The following is an 18,972-nucleotide window of genomic DNA, read 5'->3' on the forward strand; positions in this document are numbered from 1 at the left end:
GATCAGCTTCCATTCCCTTCACCCTCATTTTCTACATCGACCGCTTTATTCAGCCCTCTTGAAGCAGGTACAACGTGAATCCACGTTCTTCCCGGTGCCAATGCAGCACTTTTCTCTGTGTAAGGGATAATCCGGCCGTTTCGGTTTTGCCATTTTACCATATTCATAACGCCCTTTTGAATTAAAAAAGCATCGCCGCCGGACGTCAAGTTAATATCGAGCCGTCCTTTTGCGTCCACAACACGGTGATCCGCTTCAACGACAAAAATATTATCAACTGTCATATCAGCACCATCGATTGAACGAATATACGATTCGCCGTTATACTCATACACCGCGTCAAATGACTCGTTTTTCGATGAACGGACAACGACGTTTGAAGCAGGATCTCCATTCACGGATTTTGCTTCCTCCTTCGTCAAAAAAGACAATTTGGAAGGGGAAGAACCCACATCATATTCATTTTTTTCCGCTGTTTCCATTACTTCATCAAAATATACATATGAATTATGGGGCGCTTGTCTCGCAGAATCGCGCTTAAAAAGATCCCCTTCGTGCTGAATGCCGTTCAGGTGATCCACTTCGCCGCTAAAAAGCATTTCTTTCGCTTCGGGACTGTAGCCATGTGCTAAAAACAGCGCATCATATCCAGACGCGAGCTCGACAAAATAGTCACGCGCACTGCGGACAGGACCTGCCAATTCCGGATATTCACTTTGATATATAGCAAGAAACCGGGTAATGTTCCCCTCTGTCAGCACTTCATACACAATATCCGCTTCTTCCAGCGCCGTTTGTGGTCGGGCGGCCGGGTGGTTGCTGATCACAACGGCCACCGCACGCTGATCCAAATCGGCCGCTTCCATGCCCGTTAACGGACTTAATACGTTTTGTTCACTCTTATCGACGGGCTGAGAACTCGCACAGCCGCCAAGGAATAAGGCTGCAATTGTGATTGCCATCCAATTATTTTTCATATCGACTCTCCGAAAACTGTTTTCACTTTACTATTTTAACGCATTATCGTCGGAAAGAGTACCGTTTTCTTCATGACATCATACATACCCTGCGAAGTAATGCGGATGTACGGAAGATGCGTCGACGTTAAAAAGAGCAGAGAATAAATCGGATCATCAAATGGATAGCCTCTTTCGGCCAGCAATTCTTTTAATTTCAGTTCCTGTTCAATCACCGTCTCAAACGGCTGATCGGACATAATGCCGGACAGCGGGAGTGGAATCTCATGGACAATTTGACCTTTTTCGGCAAGTACAATTCCGCCGCCAAGTTCCTTCATTCGTTCAAATGCGCGTTTCATCTCTTCTTTAGAAGATCCGATCAACACAATATCTTCAGTGCTTGAAAAGGAAGATGCAAATCCTTCCACTTTATTGGCAAAACCTTTAATGGTCGTATTCACTCGCCACTTCCCTTCATAGTCCAGCAGCACCAGGTAGTTTTGATCTTCATTCATATAAAAATGTTCGCCCGCAACATCTTTAATGACATTGCATGGCTTTGTAATGACGTTGTTCACCATTTCAATTCCAAACGGCATCGAAAACTGCAAATCATCTTCATTTAATTCCCAGTCAAAGCTCATTTTTTTATGACCAAAGCGCTGCCACTGTACATTTGGAAATGGAGATGTATCCAGTCCGCTTTTTTTGATCCAGATTCCGTTGGATAAAACTGCTTCCGGATTCGGATGAAATTCATTGGTTAATATATTCAGACTTGCCAGTCTCCCTGGTGCAATCATGCCATGCAAATGCTCCATCCGGTAATAACGCGCCGCATTGTAAGAAGCCATATGATACGCATCAATCGGCGGCACACCGTGATCAATGGCAATCTTAATCAATTTATCTGTAAGGCCATCCGCACAAAATGATGGAGACGGTCCATCGGTTGTAAACATCATCATATCGTATTGATCGAGATCCAATTCTTTCATTTCTGTCAGCAGTTTTTCCAAATCCGGACGAATGGATGAATGGCGAAGTGTCACCATCATGCCGTTCATAAGGCGTTTTAAAACATCTTCTCCGCTCATCGACTCATGATCTCCGTCCGCACCGAAAAGGGTCATTTTTGTCAGCGTTTTTTCGGAAGCACCCGGGAAATGACCTTCAATCCGCTTTTTCATCGCTCTTGTTTCCTGCATCCAGTACAACATCATGTCATCGCCGTCTAACAGTTTCGGCCACCCTGTCAGCTCGCCGCCTTGAATAACATTTTCATGCTCCAGCCAAGAGTTAATGGTGCCGTTCGCAAAAATATCACCTTCATTATCCAATTCCGTCTGCGCATCATACCGGCACCACCAATACATCGACACCGGCTGCCGGTTCAGTTCTTCCATTAAAGAAAACGCTTTCTTTTTTTCAAGCGCCAGCAGCTGCATTAAGTTATCATTGACGAGTGTTGTTGTTCCACGCTTTGCGGCATATTCCGCGAACGTCTTCGGATTGTACAGCAAAAAAGGATGTACATGCGGTTCAATATAACCCGGCACAACCGTTTTGCCCGTACAATCATAAATTTCATCGGCTGAAGCGGGCATCGCATCACCAATGTACACAATTCGGTCTTCATACATCCAAATGTTTCCTGTTAACCAGCGCTTCATAGCCGAGTGTAAGTAACGGGCATTTTGAAGCACTAGTGTCGGTGCCTTTTTATGATCAATGACTGCGACCTGTTCGCGCAGCTGTTTATTTTTCCATCTATGCTTTAAATCCGGCATCGCAATCATTCCCTTCAAAATGATATCGCTTTCAAATTGTGAGGTTGCCATCATCTTACCATATTTCGCGTAGTAACGCACTAAAGAATAAACGAATTTGTGAAAAAAGTCCGAACTTTTGGCAAGAAACTTGCATATATCTGTTTTTTAGGAAAAATTAGGGCTCTTTCAAACCATTTCAGTTCCATTTTACGCAGAAAAAATCCCGCCATAAAACGGCGGGATTGTCATTCTTATAAACCTGCTTTTGAAATGGCACGGCTGCCAATATCATGGCGGTAGAAGAAGTTTTCTGTATCGATATTCTTGATTTTTTCATATGCTTTTTTCTGTGCTTCTGTCGGATTGGAGCCACTGCCTGTTACAAGCAGGACACGGCCTCCGTTTGCACGAATGACACCGTCTCCTTCCGCATATGTGCCGGCATGAATAACGGAACCGGAATCGATCTTGTCGAGACCTTTTAGTTCATTCCCTTTTTCATATGCTTCAGGATAGCCTTTTGCGGCTAATACAACGCCTAAAACCGATTCCTCTTTCCATGTCAGGTCCGGATCTTTATTATCCAGTACATCAAGCATGACTTGGACAAGATCATTTTCGAGGCGAGGCAGGACAACCTGCGTTTCTGGATCACCGAAACGCGCGTTAAATTCGATTGTTTTCGGGCCTTCTTCAGTCAGCATAAGTCCGGCAAAAATAATGCCTGTAAACGGACGGCCTTCTGCCACCATCCCTTTGGCAATCGGGCGGATGATTTCCTCAACTGATTGATCATTCACCGCCTGCGAAATATGCGGTACTGGTGAGTATGCTCCCATGCCGCCTGTGTTCGGGCCTTCATCGTTATCGAATGCGCGCTTATGATCCTGTGCCGCTTCCATCGGATAAACGTTTTCACCGTGTACAAAAGCCATAAGTGAATATTCTTCACCCTGCAAATATTGTTCTACAACAACGCGTGCAGATGCATCTCCGAACTTTTTATCAAGCATCATATCATCCAGAGCAGCAAGCGCATCTTCCAGCGTCATGGCAACGGTCACACCTTTACCGGCAGCTAAACCGTCCGCTTTTAATACGATTGGCGCGCCTTCTTTTTCAATATAAACCTTCGCCGATTCATAGTCTTCAAACGATTGATAACGGGCTGTTGGAATGTTATACTTTTCCATCATCATTTTAGAGAAAGACTTGCTTCCTTCCAAAATGGCCGCATTTTGATTAGGGCCGAATACTTTCAATCCCTCTTTGATCAAATAATCGGTAATCCCTGCAGACAGCGGATTTTCCGGTCCTACAATCACAAGACCGACTTGCTGTTCTTTTGCAAAAGACGCCATGTCTTCAAAATTCATTTCATCAATTTCGACAATGTGGGCATCACGGCTGATTCCGGCATTTCCCGGTGCGCAAAATACATTTTCAACGAGCGGGCTTTCCGCCACTTTTTTGCAAATGGCATGTTCTCTGCCACCGCGTCCAACTACAAGTATATTCATGTGGATAGACCCCCTATTAATGTTTAAAATGTCTGATGCCTGTCAAGACCATCGCAATGCCGTATTCGTCCGCTTTTTTAATAGAATCTTCATCTTTAATGGAGCCGCCTGGCTGAATAATCGCCGTAATCCCGGCTTTGGCTGCCGCTTCGACTGTATCATCCATCGGGAAGAACGCATCTGATGCAAGAGCTGCACCTTTCGCTTTTTCTCCCGCCTGTTCAAGGGCGATTTTCGCGGCACCGACGCGGTTCATTTGTCCAGCTCCTACGCCAAGTGTCATTTTATCGTCTGTTACCACAATGGCATTTGACTTCACGTGTTTGACGACTTTCCAGCCAAGTTTGAGAGCTGTCCACTCTTCTTCCGTCGGCTCGCGTTTCGTCGCGACTTTTATCTCTGCATCTGCAAGAGACAATTCGTCAAGATCCTGTGCAAGAAGACCGCCTTCAACAGACGTTAATACTTTCTCGCCTTTTTTGCCGTTCGCAAAATCGAGTGTCAACAAACGGATATTTTTCTTTTTCGAAAGGATTTCAATTGCTTCTTCATCAAATGAAGGAGCTACGATAATTTCAAGGAAAATTTCATGCAATTTTTCGGCAAGCTCTTTGGAAACAGGGCGATTCAATGCCACAATACCGCCGAAAATAGACGTAGGGTCGGCTGCATACGCACGCGCATACGCTTCTTCAATCGTCGCACCTGCCCCAACGCCGCACGGATTCATATGTTTTACAGCAACCGCTGCCGGCTCGTCAAATTCTTTTACGATTTGAAGCGCTGCATCTGTGTCGCGAATGTTGTTGTATGACAGTTCTTTGCCGTGAAGCTGCTCTGCACGGGCAACAGAGAAAGAAGAACCAAGCGGCTGTGAATAAAACGCCGCTTTTTGATGCGGGTTTTCACCGTAACGAAGCGATTGCTTTAATTCATATGTGACGGTTAATTTTTCCGGGTTTTCTTCTCCGGAAAGATCCGTCATAAAGCCCGCGATCATCGCATCATACGCTGCTGTGTGGCGAAACACTTTTGCTGCGAGCTTGCGGCGTGTTTCAAGTGTCGTTTTGCCTTCGCCTTTCAGCTCGGATAGCACTTGATCATAATCGCTTGAATCGACGATAACCGTTACATATTCGTGGTTTTTCGCTGACGCGCGAAGCATCGCCGGGCCGCCGATGTCGATGTTTTCAATGGCATCTTCTGTTGTCACGTCCGGTTTTGCGATTGTTTGCTGAAATGGGTACAGATTGACGCAGACGATATCAATCGGCTGGATGTTATGCTCTTCCAGCTGCTTTTGATGATCCGGCTCGCCGTGTTTTGCAAGCAGACCGCCATGAATGTAAGGATTAAGTGTTTTTACACGACCTTCCAATATTTCAGGAAAACCTGTTACATCTGTTACACCTTTTACCGGTACCCCTGCTTCTGCAAGCATTTTTTTCGTTCCGCCTGTTGAGACGATTTCGTAGCCAAGCGCTGCGATCTCTCTCGCAAATTCAGTCACGCCGCTTTTGTCTGATACGCTGATTAATGCGCGTTTAGTCATCAGTTCTGTTCCTCCCTGTTTCCGTTCAAAAGATTTTTTATGACGTTCGGGTAAAGAGTGTGCTCTATTTTTTGAATGGCTGTTTGAACATCATCCCGTGTCATGCCGGAATGAATCCGCACGCATTCCTGGTCAATAATCGGACCTGTGTCCATCCCTTCATCGACAAAATGGACGGTAACGCCCGAAATTTTCACACCCGCTTCAAAGGCCTGTCCAATGGCATCTTTTCCTGGAAATGCCGGCAGTAAAGACGGATGAATGTTCACAATCCGATTGCGGTATGCGTTGAGTAGTGTCGGACCGATCAGCCGCATATAACCGGCCAGAAACACATACTCCGCCCCCGCAGCGCGGAGACGGGACACGATGTCTGTTTCAAATGCTTCTTTTGATTCGTATTCTTTCGGCTTAAAAGCGAATGTGGGAATGCCCAGCTTTTCAGCGCGTTCCAGCACGTAGGCATCCGGTTTATCGCAGACGAGTAAGACGATTTCAGCGGGCACTGTACCCGCTTCAACCGCCTCCGCAATTGCCTGCACGTTGCTGCCGCTTCCGGAAGCAAATAAGGCAATTTTCGTCATTGAACTGTAACTCCTTCGCCTTTCACAACACGTCCGATTGTATAGGCTGTCTCGCCTGCTTTTTCAAGCGATGCTTTCACGTTTGCTTCTTCTTCCTGCGGTACGATTAATACGAAACCGATGCCCATGTTAAAGATATTGTACATTTCCTGACGATCAAGCTCGCCGTACGTTTCAAGAACATTAAAAATGTCCGGTACCGGCCATGAACCTGCTTCAATTGCCGCCCCAAGTCCATCCGGCAGTGCGCGTGGAATATTTTCAACGAAACCGCCGCCCGTAATATGGGCCATCCCGTTCACTTTCGCTTCTTTCAATACGGAAAGAACAGGTTTGACGTAAATACGAGTCGGTTCAATTAATGCTTCACCAAGCGGAACAGACAAGCCGTCCACTTTTGCATCAACGGACAAGTTATGTTTTTCAAAGAAAATTTTACGTACGAGTGAATAGCCGTTGCTGTGAATGCCGCTTGATGCAAGACCGATCAAAACATCGCCTTCTTTTACATCATCGCCTGTTACAACGGCACTCTTTTCAGCCGCACCAACGGTAAAGCCGGCCATATCGTATTCTTCTTCGTCATAAAGACCCGGCATTTCCGCAGTTTCTCCGCCGATGAGGGCACAGCCGGCCTGCTCGCAGCCGTCTGCCACTCCTTTGACAATCTGCTCGATTTTTTCCGGTACCGCTTTGCCGCACGCGATGTAATCAAGGAAGAAAAGCGGTTCGGCGCCTTGTACCACAACATCGTTCACGCACATTGCCACGCAGTCCACGCCGATTGTGTCATGTTTATCCATCATGAAAGCAAGCTTCAATTTTGTGCCGACGCCATCCGTTCCCGAAACGAGAACCGGCTCTTTTAAGTTTAAAGAGGACAGGTCAAACATGCCGCCAAAACTGCCAAGCGCCCCCATGACACCGGCCCGTTTCGTGCGTTCTACATGTTTTTTCATCCGTTCAACCGCTTCGTAGCCAGCTTCAATATTTACACCGGCTGCTTCATACGACTTTGCCATTGTTTCTCCTCCTTAAAATTAGCACATAATTTCTTTATCATGTGGATGCTGTGTATCCGGGAAAATTTCCGTCGGGTAATTTCCTGTAAAGCAGGCCATGCACTGACCGCATTCACCGAGTACATTTTTACGGTGACCGATCGCTTCAATCGTGCCTTCCACGCTTAAATAGGTTAATGAATCGGCGCCGATCAATTTGCGCAATTCTTCATTTGTATGATGCGCTGCAATCAGTTCCCCTTTTTCAGACGTATCAATTCCATAAAAGCATGGATGCTTAATCGCCGGAGAACTAATGACAACGTGGACTTCTTTCGCTCCTGCTTCTTTCAGCATGGTCACGATCCGTCTGCTTGTTGTGCCTCGTACAATCGAGTCATCTACCATAACCACTTTTTTTCCTTCAATCACACCTCGTACAGGGGATAGTTTCATTTTTACCCCTTGTTCACGAAGCGACTGAGACGGCTGAATAAACGTTCGGCCGACGTAGCGGTTTTTAATTAATCCTAATTCGTATGGAATGCCTGTTGCTTCTGCAAAACCGATCGCAGCGGAAATACTTGAATCCGGCACACCCGTTACGACGTCCGCATCGAGTACGGCTTGATCGACTTCTTTCGCAAGCATTTTGCCGAGACGCTTGCGGGCGCTGTGAACATTAATGCCATGAATGTCACTGTCCGGACGGGAAAAATAGACGTATTCCATCGTACACATTGCATCGCTGACAGAAGCCGCAAATTGCTCTGAATGAAGACCGTCTTCCTTAATCGTGATCAGTTCGCCCGGCTCAACATCGCGTAAAAATTCTGCGCCGATAATGTCAAACGCGCACGTTTCAGATGCAACGACATAGGCATTGCCGAGTTTGCCGATCGACAGCGGACGAAGCCCTTGCGGATCAAGCGCCACATGCATTTCTTTTTCCGTCATAACAAGAAATGCATAGGCACCTTTTAACATCGACAGCGCTGTTTTTAAGCGGTCTTTCATGGAGCCGTAGCTGCTGCGGCGAATTAAATGCGCAAGCACTTCTGTGTCAGAAGTCGTCTGAAAAATACTTCCCTGCGCTTCCAGTTCATGTTTCAACGAAGTTGCATTTACAAGGTTGCCGTTATGCGCAAGCGCGAGGCTGCCTGTTTGAAAGTGAAAAAGGAGCGGCTGTACGTTCTGGTAACCGCCGCCTCCTGCTGTCTGGTAACGCACGTGGCCAATCGCTGCTGATCCTGTCAGTCCATTGATAATATCCTGGTTGAAAATTTCTGTGACAAGACCTTCGCCTTTATGACCGCGGAGGCGCTCTCCGTCACTCATGACGACGCCTGCTCCTTCCTGTCCGCGGTGCTGTAAGCTTTGAAGGCCATAGTACGTGATTTGTGATGCATTTTCGTGACCGAAGACACCGAAAACGCCGCACTCTTCATTTAAGCCTCTGAGTTCAGCAAGCATGGAATAGCTCCTTTCCAGGCATCCTCCAGTTCGTTGACCGGTGCCTGTACCACTTCTTCTCCGTTAACTTGAATAGATACAACTGGTTCTGCTGTCACTTCACCGATTTGTTTAGCATCCTGTACAGCTGCTTCAAATGCTTCTTTATTTTCTGCTTTCACTGTTACGATAAAGCGGGACTGTGTTTCCGCAAATAGAGCCACTGTTGCTTCACCTTCAAGTGATACGTCAGCGCCTAGTCCTGTACCGAATAATTTTTCAACAAGCGCAACCGCAAAGCCGCCTTCTGAAATATCATGCGCCGACTGAACAACACCATTTTGAATCGCTGCAAGCAGCGCATCTTGACGTGCTTTTTCCACTGTTAAATCAATGGCAGGTGATTTTCCGAAAATCTCGCCGCCATTCGTCATTTTTTGCAATTCGCTTCCGCCAAATTCATTTTCGGCCTCGCCAATCACATAGACAAGATCGCCTGCCTGTTTAGCAGCCTGCGTTGTAATATGTGCGATATCTTCGATTAGACCGACCATACCGATAATTGGTGTCGGGTAAATGGCTGTGCCATTTGTTTCATTGTATAAAGAGACGTTGCCGCCGATAACCGGTGACTGAAGCGCAAGACATGCTTCACTGATGCCGTCAGCTGATTCTTCCAGCTGCCAGAACACACCCGGATTTTCAGGGCTTCCGTAGTTTAAGCCGTCTGTAATGGCAAGAGGGCGTGCACCCGAGCAAATAATGTTACGAGCTGCTTCTGCCACCGCAATTTTACCGCCCGTTTTCGGGTCAAGGTAAATGTAGCGGGAGTTACAGTCTGTTGTCATCGCAAGTGCTTTATTCGTGCCGCGCAGGCGGATAACCGCTGCGTCAGAACCCGGTGCGACAACTGTGTTTGTTCTTACTTGATAGTCGTATTGGTCGTATACCCATTCTTTGCTTGAAATCGTCGGCTGCTGCAGCAATTTCACGAGTGTTTCTTTATAGTCTGCAACCTCTGGCGCTTTTGGCTCCATTGCCTGGAAGTCACGGAAATATTGAGGTTCTGCGGATGGTTTATGGTAAACCGGTGCATCTTCAGCAAGAGCGTCAACCGGCACTTCTGCCGCCACTTCGCCTTTATGAAGAAGACGGAGCATTTTGTCATCTGTTACCACGCCGACAGATGCCGCTTCAAGACCGTACTTGGCAAATAAGTCTTCAATTTCTTTTTCGCGTCCTTTTTTCACAACAATCAGCATACGTTCCTGTGATTCAGACAACATCATTTCATACGGTGTCATCCCTGTTTCACGCTGTGGAATTAAATCAAGGTTCATTTCCATACCGGAACCGGATTTAGATGCCATTTCAGCAGATGAACTTGTCAGACCCGCTGCACCCATATCTTGAATGCCGATAAGGGCATCATTATGAATAAGCTCAAGGCATGCTTCAAGAAGGAGTTTTTCCATGAACGGATCGCCTACTTGCACAGCCGGGCGTTTTTCTTCAGAACTTTCGCTTAGTTCTTCCGATGCGAATGTGGCACCGTGAATGCCGTCGCGTCCTGTTTTTGCGCCCACATACATAACGGTGTTGCCAACGCCTTTTGCCTGTCCTTTTTGAATGTCTTTATGGTCAATTAAACCGACACACATTGCGTTTACAAGCGGGTTGCCGTCATATGATGGATCAAATTGAATTTCCCCGCCGACTGTCGGAATACCGATGCAGTTTCCATAACCGGCAATACCGGCAACAACTTCTTCAAACAAATATTTCACACGGGATGTTTCCAGCTCACCGAAACGAAGCGAGTTTAAAATCGCCACCGGACGCGCACCCATGGAGAAAACGTCACGGATGATACCGCCGACGCCCGTCGCAGCGCCTTGATACGGCTCAATGGCAGATGGATGGTTATGGCTCTCAATTTTAAATACAACCGCCTGTCCATCACCAATATCGACAATGCCGGCGCCTTCGCCCGGTCCCTGCAAAACGTGCTCGCCCTCTGTCGGGAATTTACGAAGAACAGGTTTTGAGTTTTTATAACTGCAGTGCTCTGACCACATAACGGAGAAAAGACCAGTTTCCGCATAGTTTGGCAGGCGTCCGAGAATTTCCTCTACTTTGCCGAATTCTTCGTCCGTCAAACCCATTGTACGGTAAAGCTTTTCTTCTTTAATTTGCTGTGGATTTGGTTCAAGCGTTAACGACATGAGAGTCCCTCCAGTGTTTCACAATTGATTGGAAAAGTTTAAGTCCGTCTGCGCTGCCTAAAAGATCATCAACAGCCCGCTCCGGATGCGGCATCATGCCAAGTACATTGCCTTTTTCGTTTGTAATACCGGCAATATCAGAAAGACTTCCATTTACATCGCTCGCATATGTGAAGGCGATTTGATTGTTTTCTTTTAATTTTGCAAGTGTTTCATCATCGCAGTAATAGTTGCCTTCACCGTGTGCAACTGGAATGCTGATTTTCTCGCCTTTTTCGTATAGAGACGTAAACATTGTTTCATTATTTTCAACCGTCAATTCCACTGTACGGCAAATGAATTTCAGGTTTTTGTTGCGAAGCATGGCGCCTGGAAGCAGACCGGACTCAAGAAGGATTTGGAAGCCATTGCAGACACCAAGAACCGGCTTGCCTGCTTCCGCTGCTTTTTTAACAGCCGCCATTACATTCGACATGTGAGCGATCGCGCCTGAACGGAGATAGTCGCCATATGAGAAGCCGCCTGGAAGCAAAATCCCGTCATATTGGTCAAGGTTGTCGACGTCGTGCCAAACTAGATCAACTTGTTCGCCGAGTTCGTCTTTTACTGCATGGTACATGTCCACATCACAGTTGGACCCTGGAAATACGATGACTGCAAATTTCACTGTTTCGCACTCTCCTCGATTTCATATCGGTAATCTTCAATAACCGGGTTAGACAAAAGCTTTTCACACACTTCTTTCACAGTACCCTCTACGTCCGTTACTGTATCGTCAAATTGAAGCTCCATGTATTTGCCGATGCGCACATCTTCTACACCGTTGTAGCCAAGGCTTGATAATGACTGCTGAACAGCTTTCCCCTGTGGATCAAGTACGCTTTCGCGAAGTGTGACGTAAACTTTAACTTTATACATTATAGAGTTCCTCCCAATCGGTTATAAATTTCCGTATATGCTTCTGTTAACCCGCCAAGGTCGCGGCGGAAAAGATCTTTATCCAGCTTGCGGTTCGTGCCTTTTTCCCAAAGACGGCAAGTATCCGGAGAAATCTCATCCGCCAGTAAAATATGGCCGTTTTTATCTTTGCCAAGCTCGATTTTAAAGTCAATTAAGTCAATTCCCATATCCGTAAAAAGAGGGATAAGAACTTCATTGACACGGAGCGCTTCTTTTTTCAGAAATTGCAGTTCCTCCGGTGTCGCGATGTCCAGGATTTTAATATGGTCTTCTGTTAAAAGCGGATCGCCAAGCTCATCGTTCTTATAGTAAAACTCAACGACCGGCTCTTTAAACGGCGTACCTTCTTCAAACCCGAGACGCTTCGCAATGCTGCCTGCCGCTACATTTCGGACAACGACTTCAAGCGGAATAATGGTCACGTGTTTGACAAGCTGCTCGTTTTCAGAAATTTGCTCAACGAAGTGTGACTCGATGCCTTTTTCCGCAAGTTTCTTAAAAAGAAGACCTGTAATTAAGTTATTTAAACGGCCTTTCCCATCAATTTCCGCTTTCTTTTCACCGTTGAAGGCTGTTGCGGAGTTTTTATATTCAATCCAGACGATATCTTCCTGGTCCGTAGCATAAATGCGTTTTGCTTTTCCTTCATAAAGCTGTTTGCCTTTGTTCATGTCCGGTTCCTCCCGATATTTAGGAATAAGCCTTACTTCAGACCAATGCGGTCAAAAATCGTGTCAACGTGCTTCAAATGATAGTTGTAATCAAAGCAGTCGGCAATTTCTTCCGGCGTTAATTTTGATGTAATCGTTTCGTCTGCTTCCACAAGTGAACGGAATTGCACTTGCTTGTCCCACGCTTCCATCGCACGCGGCTGTACCGTATCATATGCTGCTTCACGTGCCATTCCTTTATCGATTAAAGCAAGAAGAACGCGCTGTGAGTAAATTAAGCCAAGTGTGCGGTCCATGTTGCGCTTCATGTTGTCCGGGAAGACCGTCAAGTTTTTCACAATGTTGCCGAAACGGTTCAACATGTAGTTAAGTGCAATTGTCGCATCCGGCAAAATGACACGCTCTGCGGATGAATGGGAAATATCGCGTTCGTGCCAAAGTGAAACATTTTCATACGCCGTTACCATGTGGCCACGGATTACACGAGCAAGACCCACCATGTTTTCCGATCCGATCGGGTTGCGTTTATGAGGCATAGCCGACGATCCTTTTTGGCCTTTTGCGAAAAATTCTTCCACTTCGCGCGTTTCTGACTTTTGCAATCCGCGCACTTCCGTCGCAAACTTTTCAATGGATGCCGCAACGAGTGCAAGTGTGGCCATGTAATGAGCATGACGGTCACGCTGCAATGTCTGTGTAGATACAGGAGCCGGCTTCGTGCCAAGTTTTCCGCAAACATATTCTTCAACGAATGGGTCGATGTTCGCATATGTGCCGACAGCGCCTGAAATTTTTCCATACTGAACGCCTTCAGCCGCGTCATTGAAACGCTTAAGATTACGCTTCATTTCTTCATACCAGAGCGCCATTTTCAAACCGAATGTTGTCGGTTCCGCGTGAACGCCATGTGTACGCCCCATCATGACCGTATGCTTATGCTCAATCGCTTTATTACGGAGGATTTCGATAAAGTTCTCAATATCTTTGCGCAAAATGTCATTCGCCTGCTTTAACAAGTAAGACAACGCTGTGTCAACAACATCTGTTGATGTTAAGCCGTAATGAACCCATTTTCGCTCTTCACCAAGTGTTTCGGATACGGCACGTGTAAATGCCACAACGTCATGGCGTGTTTCGAGTTCGATTTCATTAATGCGGTCAATGTCAAAACTTGCATTTTCGCGTAGTTTTTTCACATCTTCTTTCGGAATTTCGCCAAGCTCTGACCATGCCTCACAGGCTAGAATTTCTACTTCAAGCCATGCTTTAAATTTGTTCTCTTCTGTCCAGATGGCGCCCATTTCCGGCCGCGTATAACGTTCGATCATTTTGTCTTCCTCCGATTTTTATACGTATTAGTTGGTCCAAATTCGACTTTCATCTATATCTTGCAGCGCTTCTTCAACCGTATCGGCTAAAATGGTCACATGTCCCATCTTGCGCTTTTCTTTCGCTTCATCTTTTCCATATAAATGGATGGACCATTCCGGCTTGTCCGGGATGCCTTGAATAAGGCCTTCTACATGTTCACCGAGAACATTCACCATAACAGCCGGCTTTAACAGCTCTGTGCTTTTAAGCGGCCAGTTGCAAATGGCGCGAATGTGCTGTCCAAATTGGGAAATGCCGCATGCTTCAATCGTATAATGCCCCGAATTGTGCGGACGCGGCGCCAATTCATTAATGTAGATTTCCCCGCCTTTGCCAACGAACATTTCGACAGCAAGTGTACCGACAAGTGACAACGCCGATGCAATTTTTCCGGCTGCTTCGAGTGCTGCCTGCTCCGTTTCATTTGAGATCCGGGCCGGCACAATCGATTTATGTAAAATGTTGTCGACATGAATATTTTCAGCGGCTGGGAAATAGGCTGTTTCCCCTTCAGGACTGCGCGTAATAATCACCGAAATTTCCTTTTCAAACGGCACCCACTGTTCCAGGACGCATTCTCCGTGAGTTAAAAGAGCGGCCGCTTCTTTCGCCTGTCCCACTTCTTTGATCACGTATTGTCCTTTGCCGTCGTAGCCGCCCGTCGCCGTTTTTAAAACAGCGGGGAGTCCGAGATCGGCCATGCCCGCTTCCAAATCCTTCAAGGTCCGAATCACCCGATACGGTGCGACCGGAACACCGGCGTTCGTTATGGCTTCTTTTTCAAAAACGCGGTTTTGCGTAATGCGGATCAGTTCCGCTCCTTGCGGGACATACGCTTCTTTCATTAATTCCTTCAAACCGCCGTAATCAATATTTTCAAATTCATACGTAATAACATCACTCACATCAGACAGGCGCTTTAATGCGTCCTGATCATCATATGGTGCTTGTATGACAATATCAGCCGTCTGCGTGCACGGCGCGCCTGCTGCCGGTTCCAGCACGGCGATTTTAAATCCTGCTTCTTTTGCCGCGAGCGCCATCATCCGGCCAAGCTGTCCGCCGCCGATGATACCGATCGTTTTACCCGGTTCGATAATTTTTCTAGCCAAGTTGATCACTGCTCCCGAGCACCGTTTTTTCTGTTTCTTTTCGTCGATTTTCTAATTTTTCAGCAACATCCGCATCGGCAATCGACAAAATTTGCGCCGCCAGCAGTCCTGCATTCGTTGCGCCTGCTTTCCCGATTGCTGTTGTGGCGACCGGTACACCCCCCGGCATTTGAACGATAGACAGCAATGAATCAAGTCCGTTCAGCGCTTTCGACTGCACGGGAACGCCAATAACCGGCAATGTCGTTTTTGCTGCTGTCATCCCAGGCAAATGCGCGGCGCCGCCAGCACCGGCAATAATCACTTTGATGCCTCTTTCACGGGCTGTTTCAGCATATTCAAACATTAAATCAGGTGTACGGTGCGCTGATACGACGCGTTTTTCGTATGATACTCCGAGTTCATCAAGCACGTCACATGCATGTTTCATCGTTTCCCAGTCAGATGTACTGCCCATAATAACGCCAACTTCAATCGTCATATTGATCCTCCAATGTGAGATTTTTTTACATTAAAAAACGGACAGACCACTTTCCCTTTTTAAGGAGAAAGCGATTCGTCCGCAGCCGATCGAGATTCCGAATGCTTTCCCCCATAGTCAGCTGTTTACGGCAGCTGGCAGAAACTCGCGGGCCATATCCCCGCTATTATATGAGGTGCTTTATTTGTCATCTACATATTAACAACGACCAAGAGTGGTTGTCAATAAAAAATCGAACGATATTTATCGCGTCTATTTTAATGTTCGTATTTACGTGACTATTTTTCCTTCAAACACAATTTCACGGCCAATCGGGACATGAATTGTCTCTCCATTCTGCTTCTTTTCTTCAAAAACAGGTTTTTCCATCCGACGGACTGGAACGTATCCTTCGTCTTTCATTCGGTTCAGACAGTCATCAATCGTTTCATGCTCTTCCACACGGAAGGTTTTCTTTTTACTCATTTCATCAACTTTCCTTTTCGTACCGCTTTGACCCAGAAGCCCCCATGTATGGTTTTCGGCTCATAAGCAATAATAAATGCTTTCGGATCAAGCTCTTTAATTTTATCGTACAGCTTTAATTCGTATTTTCGCGGCGTTAATATTTGCAGTGCCATCCGGTCTCCTTCCAAACCATTCGCTGCCCAGTTTGTGACACCGTATCCCTCTGCACGCAGCGCTTTAGGCAGATCTTTATCATATTCTTTTGTAATAACATTGACCGTTATATAGCCCAATGCCAATTTCTCTTCAATTTTCATCCCAACGATAACGCCGAGTCCATACCCGACTGCATACGCAATCAAGTTTTGAATTTCGTTTAAATTGTCGAGAACGAGACCCAAGCCGACAACATAGATAACCACTTCAATCGTACTGACAAATGCGGCGGTGTACCTGTAGCCTTTCAATGTTAAAATCATCCGGATGGTGAAAAATGACACGTACACAATGTTAATCAACAAAATGATTACGACCATAAAAATGGCGTTATCCATCATAAAACTACCACTCCTCTGTGACGGCAGTGTACCACACCCGCCCGAATTAAAAAAGCCTCAACCGATAAACGGCTGAGGCTAGTTGCTTCTTATTTAATAGTAATGACGTTCTCATCACCTGATTTTACAGCACCTGACTTTTCGATGACAACAGATTGACCTTCTGCAAGGTTTGTGAAAATAATCGGCGTGATCGTTGACGTTGCGTTGTTGGCAATGTAATCAAGATCTACTTTCAGAATAGGCTGGCCAGCTTTCACCGTGTCGCCTTCTCCAATAAGCGATTCAAACCCTTCACCGTTTAATTTCACTGTATCAATACCGAAGTGAATCAACACTTCACGGCCATCGTCCGCCAAGAGGCCAATCGCATGTTTTGTCGGGAAGACATTCACGATTTTACCATCAACCGGTGAAACAACTGTACCGTCTGCCGGCTTAATGGCAAATCCGTCACCCATCATTTTTCCGGCGAAAACAGGGTCCGGCACTTCCGTGATCGGCAGCAATTCACCTGTAATCGGCGCAGCGAAACGGCTGTTTACTTCATTACGAACAGCAGCCGGCTCCGCCTGTTCGATTTCTTTTTGCACCTCTTGATCCGGCTTCACAGCAGTCAGATGCGGGGCATTCCCTTTCATAATATCCGCCATTTGATGACGAAGACTATCAGAACGAGGACCGAAAATGGCTTGAATATTATTGCCCACTTCAAGAACGCCGGCCGCGCCAAGCTGTTTCAAACGTTTTTTATCCACATCCGCAATGTCATTGACGGATACACGAAGACGCGTAATACATGCATCAAGGTTCGCGATGTTTTTTTTGCCGCCCATTGCTTCTAAAATTTCATACGGAAGGTCTCCGGCAACAACATCCGGCGCGTCTTCCGCATCTGCATCTTCCGGTTCACGGCCTGGTGTAGCCAGGTTGAACTTGCGAATCGCAAAACGGAAACCGAAGTAATAAATAACCGCAAAGACAAGACCAACCGGAATAACAAGCCATGCATTCGTTTGCGGATTCAATGCGCCAAATAGAAGGTAATCGATCAATCCGCCTGAGAATGTCATTCCGATTTTCACATCAAGAAGGTTCATTGTCATAAAGGAAAGACCGGCAAAAATCGTATGAACCGCGAACAATACCGGAGCTACGAACAAGAATGAGAACTCCAGCGGCTCTGTAATACCTGTTAAGAAAGACGTTAATGCCGCAGAACCCATGATACCCGCTACCACTTTTTTACGTTCCGGACGCGCTTCATGATAAATGGCAAGCGCGGCAGCCGGAAGGCCGAACATCATAAAAGGATATTTACCCGTCATAAATGTACCGGCAGTCAGTTCTTGTACACCGTCTTTAATTTGCGACATAAAGATGGTCTGGTCACCACGGACAACCTCTCCTGCCAAATTCGTGTACTGGCCGAATTCAAACCAGAATGGTGAATAGAAAATGTGATGCAAACCAAATGGAATTAAAGCACGTTCAATGACACCAAATACGAACGCCGAACCGGCAAGATTCCAGTTTAAGACGAAATGAGAGAACGTATTCAAACCGTGCTGAACCGGAGGCCAGATGACGATCATCAAAAGACCAAGAATAACGGCTGATGCTGCTGTTGCAATTGGAACGAAACGCTTACCTGCGAAGAATCCCAGATAAGAAGGCAATTCAATATTAAAGAATTTATTATACATATACGCTGCAATCACACCGACGATAATCCCGCCGAATACACCTGTCTGCAGGGATGGAATGCCCATAATAAGGGCATATGCCGGATCTCCGGCCTGCAATACTTCCAGGCGGTCAAGATTAAGCGCGGTACCCATTGTCGCATTCATAATTAAATAACCAACGAGCGCCGCAAGACCGGCAACACCGTCTCCTCCCGCCAGACCAATGGCTACACCAAGAGCAAATAATATCGGCAAGTTACCAAATACGATATCCCCGGAGTTTTCCATAACTTCCGCCACGTTCACAACCCAATCTGCTGTAAGAAACGGTGCAAGATCGGTAAGTGTCGGATTTTGAAGCGCATTACCGAACGCAAGAAGCAACCCGGCAGCCGGCAAAATGGCTACAGGGAGCATAAGTGCTTTACCGATTTTTTGCAAAACACCAAAAAGTTTTTTAAACATAAGTTTTTCCTCCTTCATGAAGTATTATTATGTGCATTTCAAAGACGAAACAGACAGACGAGAACGAAAAAAAGGCATGAGAAAAGAAGACAACAGAAAACAGAAGTGGCTGCACCCCTATTTTCTCTGTATCTCCTTCACTCATGCCTGATCGT

At 46.3% G+C, this 18,972-nt stretch carries 17 protein-coding genes and 1 riboswitch; all 17 genes read right to left on the reverse strand.

Annotation, left to right across the window (positions count from 1 at the left end):
* Positions 1-2 precede the first annotated feature (2 nt).
* Complete coding sequence (locus BTO30_RS06850) at positions 3-977, reverse strand: DUF3048 domain-containing protein (RefSeq protein WP_075397982.1); 975 nt, start codon at positions 975-977, stop codon at positions 3-5.
* Positions 978-1,012: 35 nt separating this feature from the next.
* Positions 1,013-2,749, reverse strand: coding sequence for an adenine deaminase C-terminal domain-containing protein (locus tag BTO30_RS06855; protein ID WP_075398010.1), 1,737 nt, complete (start codon positions 2,747-2,749; stop codon positions 1,013-1,015).
* Positions 2,750-2,982: 233 nt separating this feature from the next.
* Positions 2,983-4,251 carry a phosphoribosylamine--glycine ligase gene (purD, locus tag BTO30_RS06860; protein WP_075397983.1) on the reverse strand — a complete coding sequence of 423 codons (1,269 nt, stop codon included), beginning with the start codon at positions 4,249-4,251 and terminating at the stop codon, positions 2,983-2,985.
* A 16-nt stretch (positions 4,252-4,267) separates the two neighbouring features.
* A complete protein-coding gene (purH, locus tag BTO30_RS06865; protein ID WP_075397984.1) occupies positions 4,268-5,803 on the reverse strand; it encodes a bifunctional phosphoribosylaminoimidazolecarboxamide formyltransferase/IMP cyclohydrolase in 1,536 nt (511 codons plus the stop codon).
* Positions 5,803-6,387, reverse strand: a complete 585-nt coding sequence (gene purN / locus BTO30_RS06870) for a phosphoribosylglycinamide formyltransferase (protein ID WP_075397985.1) — start codon at positions 6,385-6,387, stop codon at positions 5,803-5,805. The genes purH and purN overlap by 1 nt, the downstream gene beginning before the upstream one ends.
* Positions 6,384-7,409 carry a phosphoribosylformylglycinamidine cyclo-ligase gene (purM, locus tag BTO30_RS06875; RefSeq protein ID WP_075397986.1) on the reverse strand — a complete coding sequence of 342 codons (1,026 nt, stop codon included), beginning with the start codon at positions 7,407-7,409 and terminating at the stop codon, positions 6,384-6,386. The genes purN and purM overlap by 4 nt, the downstream gene beginning before the upstream one ends.
* Before the next feature lie 18 nt (positions 7,410-7,427).
* Entirely contained in the window at positions 7,428-8,861 is a 1,434-nt protein-coding gene (gene purF, locus BTO30_RS06880; RefSeq protein ID WP_075397987.1) for an amidophosphoribosyltransferase, read from the reverse strand.
* Positions 8,837-11,065, reverse strand: a complete 2,229-nt coding sequence (gene purL / locus BTO30_RS06885) for a phosphoribosylformylglycinamidine synthase subunit PurL (RefSeq protein WP_075397988.1) — start codon at positions 11,063-11,065, stop codon at positions 8,837-8,839. The genes purF and purL overlap by 25 nt, the downstream gene beginning before the upstream one ends.
* Positions 11,049-11,732: a phosphoribosylformylglycinamidine synthase subunit PurQ gene (gene purQ, locus BTO30_RS06890; protein ID WP_075397989.1), complete on the reverse strand. Its 684-nt coding sequence runs from the start codon at positions 11,730-11,732 to the stop codon at positions 11,049-11,051. The genes purL and purQ overlap by 17 nt, the downstream gene beginning before the upstream one ends.
* Positions 11,729-11,983 carry a phosphoribosylformylglycinamidine synthase subunit PurS gene (purS, locus tag BTO30_RS06895; protein ID WP_018395498.1) on the reverse strand — a complete coding sequence of 85 codons (255 nt, stop codon included), beginning with the start codon at positions 11,981-11,983 and terminating at the stop codon, positions 11,729-11,731. The genes purQ and purS overlap by 4 nt, the downstream gene beginning before the upstream one ends.
* Positions 11,983-12,696 carry a phosphoribosylaminoimidazolesuccinocarboxamide synthase gene (purC, locus tag BTO30_RS06900; RefSeq protein ID WP_075397990.1) on the reverse strand — a complete coding sequence of 238 codons (714 nt, stop codon included), beginning with the start codon at positions 12,694-12,696 and terminating at the stop codon, positions 11,983-11,985. Before purC ends, purS begins: the two co-directional genes overlap by 1 nt.
* A gap of 32 nt (positions 12,697-12,728) precedes the next feature.
* The gene (gene purB, locus BTO30_RS06905; protein WP_075397991.1) at positions 12,729-14,024 is read right to left on the reverse strand and encodes an adenylosuccinate lyase; all 1,296 of its coding nucleotides are present in this window, start codon (positions 14,022-14,024) and stop codon (positions 12,729-12,731) included.
* 27 nt (positions 14,025-14,051) lie between these two features.
* Entirely contained in the window at positions 14,052-15,179 is a 1,128-nt protein-coding gene (gene purK / locus BTO30_RS06910; protein ID WP_075397992.1) for a 5-(carboxyamino)imidazole ribonucleotide synthase, read from the reverse strand.
* Entirely contained in the window at positions 15,172-15,660 is a 489-nt protein-coding gene (purE, locus tag BTO30_RS06915; RefSeq protein ID WP_075397993.1) for a 5-(carboxyamino)imidazole ribonucleotide mutase, read from the reverse strand. The genes purK and purE overlap by 8 nt, the downstream gene beginning before the upstream one ends.
* Before the next feature lie 94 nt (positions 15,661-15,754).
* Positions 15,755-15,854: riboswitch (purine riboswitch) on the reverse strand.
* 76 nt (positions 15,855-15,930) lie between these two features.
* The gene (locus BTO30_RS06920; protein ID WP_075397994.1) at positions 15,931-16,125 is read right to left on the reverse strand and encodes an NETI motif-containing protein; all 195 of its coding nucleotides are present in this window, start codon (positions 16,123-16,125) and stop codon (positions 15,931-15,933) included.
* A complete protein-coding gene (locus BTO30_RS06925; RefSeq protein ID WP_075397995.1) occupies positions 16,122-16,664 on the reverse strand; it encodes a DUF2179 domain-containing protein in 543 nt (180 codons plus the stop codon). The genes BTO30_RS06920 and BTO30_RS06925 overlap by 4 nt, the downstream gene beginning before the upstream one ends.
* Positions 16,665-16,753: 89 nt before the next feature.
* On the reverse strand, positions 16,754-18,817 hold the full coding sequence (gene ptsG, locus BTO30_RS06930) for a glucose-specific PTS transporter subunit IIBC (protein ID WP_075397996.1): 2,064 nt from the start codon (positions 18,815-18,817) through the stop codon (positions 16,754-16,756).
* Positions 18,818-18,972: the final 155 nt, after the last annotated feature.

This window comes from Domibacillus antri, assembly GCF_001936625.1.
In the GTDB taxonomy this organism is placed as follows: domain Bacteria; phylum Bacillota; class Bacilli; order Bacillales; family Domibacillaceae; genus Domibacillus; species Domibacillus antri.